This is a genomic window from Pseudomonas sp. BN505 (genome assembly GCF_029873175.1).
Classification (GTDB): Bacteria; Pseudomonadota; Gammaproteobacteria; order Pseudomonadales; family Pseudomonadaceae; genus Aquipseudomonas; species Aquipseudomonas putida.
In genome coordinates this window covers 1-3,101 of the sequence record NZ_SSOI01000009.1, presented here as the reverse complement: position 1 = coordinate 3,101, position 3,101 = coordinate 1, and the positions used below count along the sequence as shown (strand labels likewise).

At 51.3% G+C, this 3,101-nt stretch carries 1 rRNA gene; it reads left to right on the top strand.

What is annotated here, in order from left to right:
* The first annotated feature begins 189 nt into the window (after positions 1–189).
* Positions 190–3,081: ribosomal RNA gene (locus E8E78_RS00045) — 23S ribosomal RNA — on the top strand.
* The last annotated feature ends 20 nt before the right edge of the window (positions 3,082–3,101 follow it).

Here is a 3,101-nt window from a genome sequence, read left to right as displayed (position 1 = left end):
TGTTGATTTCTGACTTTTGTCAGATCGTTCTTTAAAAATTCGGATATGTGATAGAAATAGACTGAACACCAGTTTCACTGCTGGTGGATCAGGCTAAGGTAAAATTTGTGAGTTCTGCTCGAAAGAGCAACGTGCGAATTTTCGGCGAATGTCGTCTTCACAGTATAACCAGATTGCTTGGGGTTATATGGTCAAGTGAAGAAGCGCATACGGTGGATGCCTTGGCAGTCAGAGGCGATGAAAGACGTGGTAGCCTGCGAAAAGCTTTGGGGAGTCGGCAAACAGACTGTGATCCAGAGATCTCTGAATGGGGGAACCCAGCCAGCATAAGCTGGTTATCTTGTACTGAATACATAGGTGCAAGAGGCGAACCAGGGGAACTGAAACATCTAAGTACCCTGAGGAAAAGAAATCAACCGAGATTCCCTTAGTAGTGGCGAGCGAACGGGGACCAGCCCTTAAGTTGGTTTGAGATTAGTGGAACGCTCTGGAAAGTGCGGCCATAGTGGGTGATAGCCCCGTACACGAAAATCTCTTATCAATGAAATCGAGTAGGACGGAGCACGAGAAACTTTGTCTGAATATGGGGGGACCATCCTCCAAGGCTAAATACTACTGACTGACCGATAGTGAACTAGTACCGTGAGGGAAAGGCGAAAAGAACCCCGGAGAGGGGAGTGAAATAGATCCTGAAACCGTATGCGTACAAGCAGTGGGAGCCTACTTGTTAGGTGACTGCGTACCTTTTGTATAATGGGTCAGCGACTTATATTCAGTGGCGAGCTTAACCGAATAGGGGAGGCGTAGCGAAAGCGAGTCTTAATAGGGCGTTTAGTCGCTGGGTATAGACCCGAAACCGGGCGATCTATCCATGGGCAGGTTGAAGGTTAGGTAACACTGACTGGAGGACCGAACCGACTACCGTTGAAAAGTTAGCGGATGACCTGTGGATCGGAGTGAAAGGCTAATCAAGCTCGGAGATAGCTGGTTCTCCTCGAAAGCTATTTAGGTAGCGCCTCATGTATCACTGTAGGGGGTAGAGCACTGTTTCGGCTAGGGGGTCATCCCGACTTACCAAACCGATGCAAACTCCGAATACCTACAAGTGCCGAGCATGGGAGACACACGGCGGGTGCTAACGTCCGTCGTGAAAAGGGAAACAACCCAGACCGTCAGCTAAGGTCCCAAAGTCATGGTTAAGTGGGAAACGATGTGGGAAGGCTTAGACAGCTAGGAGGTTGGCTTAGAAGCAGCCACCCTTTAAAGAAAGCGTAATAGCTCACTAGTCGAGTCGGCCTGCGCGGAAGATGTAACGGGGCTCAAACCATGCACCGAAGCTACGGGTATCACCTTTTGGTGATGCGGTAGAGGAGCGTTCTGTAAGCCTGTGAAGGTGAGTTGAGAAGCTTGCTGGAGGTATCAGAAGTGCGAATGCTGACATGAGTAACGACAATGCGAGTGAAAAACTCGCACGCCGAAAGACCAAGGTTTCCTGCGCAACGTTAATCGACGCAGGGTTAGTCGGTCCCTAAGGCGAGGCTGAAAAGCGTAGTCGATGGAAAACAGGTTAATATTCCTGTACTTCCAGTTATTGCGATGGAGGGACGGAGAAGGTTAGGCCAGCCTGGCGTTGGTTGTCCAGGTTTAAGGTGGTAGGCTGGAATCTTAGGCAAATCCGGGATTTCAAGGCCGAGAGCTGATGACGAGTTGCCATTAGGCGACGAAGTGGTTGATACCATGCTTCCAAGAAAAGCTCCTAAGCTTCAGATAACTGGGAACCGTACCCCAAACCGACACAGGTGGTTAGGTAGAGAATACCAAGGCGCTTGAGAGAACTCGGGTGAAGGAACTAGGCAAAATGGCACCGTAACTTCGGGAGAAGGTGCGCCGGCGAGGGTCAAGGACTTGCTCCGTAAGCCCATGCCGGTCGAAGATACCAGGCCGCTGCGACTGTTTATTAAAAACACAGCACTCTGCAAACACGAAAGTGGACGTATAGGGTGTGACGCCTGCCCGGTGCCGGAAGGTTAATTGATGGGGTTAGCGCAAGCGAAGCTCTTGATCGAAGCCCCGGTAAACGGCGGCCGTAACTATAACGGTCCTAAGGTAGCGAAATTCCTTGTCGGGTAAGTTCCGACCTGCACGAATGGCGTAACGATGGCGGCGCTGTCTCCACCCGAGACTCAGTGAAATTGAAATCGCTGTGAAGATGCAGTGTATCCGCGGCTAGACGGAAAGACCCCGTGAACCTTTACTATAGCTTTGCACTGGACTTTGAATTTGCTTGTGTAGGATAGGTGGGAGGCTTTGAAGTGGGGACGCCAGTTCTCATGGAGCCATCCTTGAAATACCACCCTGGCAACTTTGAGGTTCTAACTCAGGTCCGTTATCCGGATCGAGGACAGTGTATGGTGGGTAGTTTGACTGGGGCGGTCTCCTCCCAAAGAGTAACGGAGGAGTACGAAGGTGCGCTCAGACCGGTCGGAAATCGGTCGTAGAGTATAAAGGCAAAAGCGCGCTTGACTGCGAGACACACACGTCGAGCAGGTACGAAAGTAGGTCTTAGTGATCCGGTGGTTCTGTATGGAAGGGCCATCGCTCAACGGATAAAAGGTACTCCGGGGATAACAGGCTGATACCGCCCAAGAGTTCATATCGACGGCGGTGTTTGGCACCTCGATGTCGGCTCATCACATCCTGGGGCTGAAGCCGGTCCCAAGGGTATGGCTGTTCGCCATTTAAAGTGGTACGCGAGCTGGGTTTAGAACGTCGTGAGACAGTTCGGTCCCTATCTGCCGTGGACGTTTGAGATTTGAGAGGGGCTGCTCCTAGTACGAGAGGACCGGAGTGGACGAACCTCTGGTGTTCCGGTTGTCACGCCAGTGGCATTGCCGGGTAGCTATGTTCGGAAGAGATAACCGCTGAAAGCATCTAAGCGGGAAACTTGCCTCAAGATGAGATCTCACTGGGATCTTGAATCCCCTAAAGGGCCGTCGAAGACTACGACGTTGATAGGTTGGGTGTGTAAGCGCTGTGAGGCGTTGAGCTAACCAATACTAATTGCCCGTGAGGCTTGACCATATAACACCCAAGCAATTTGC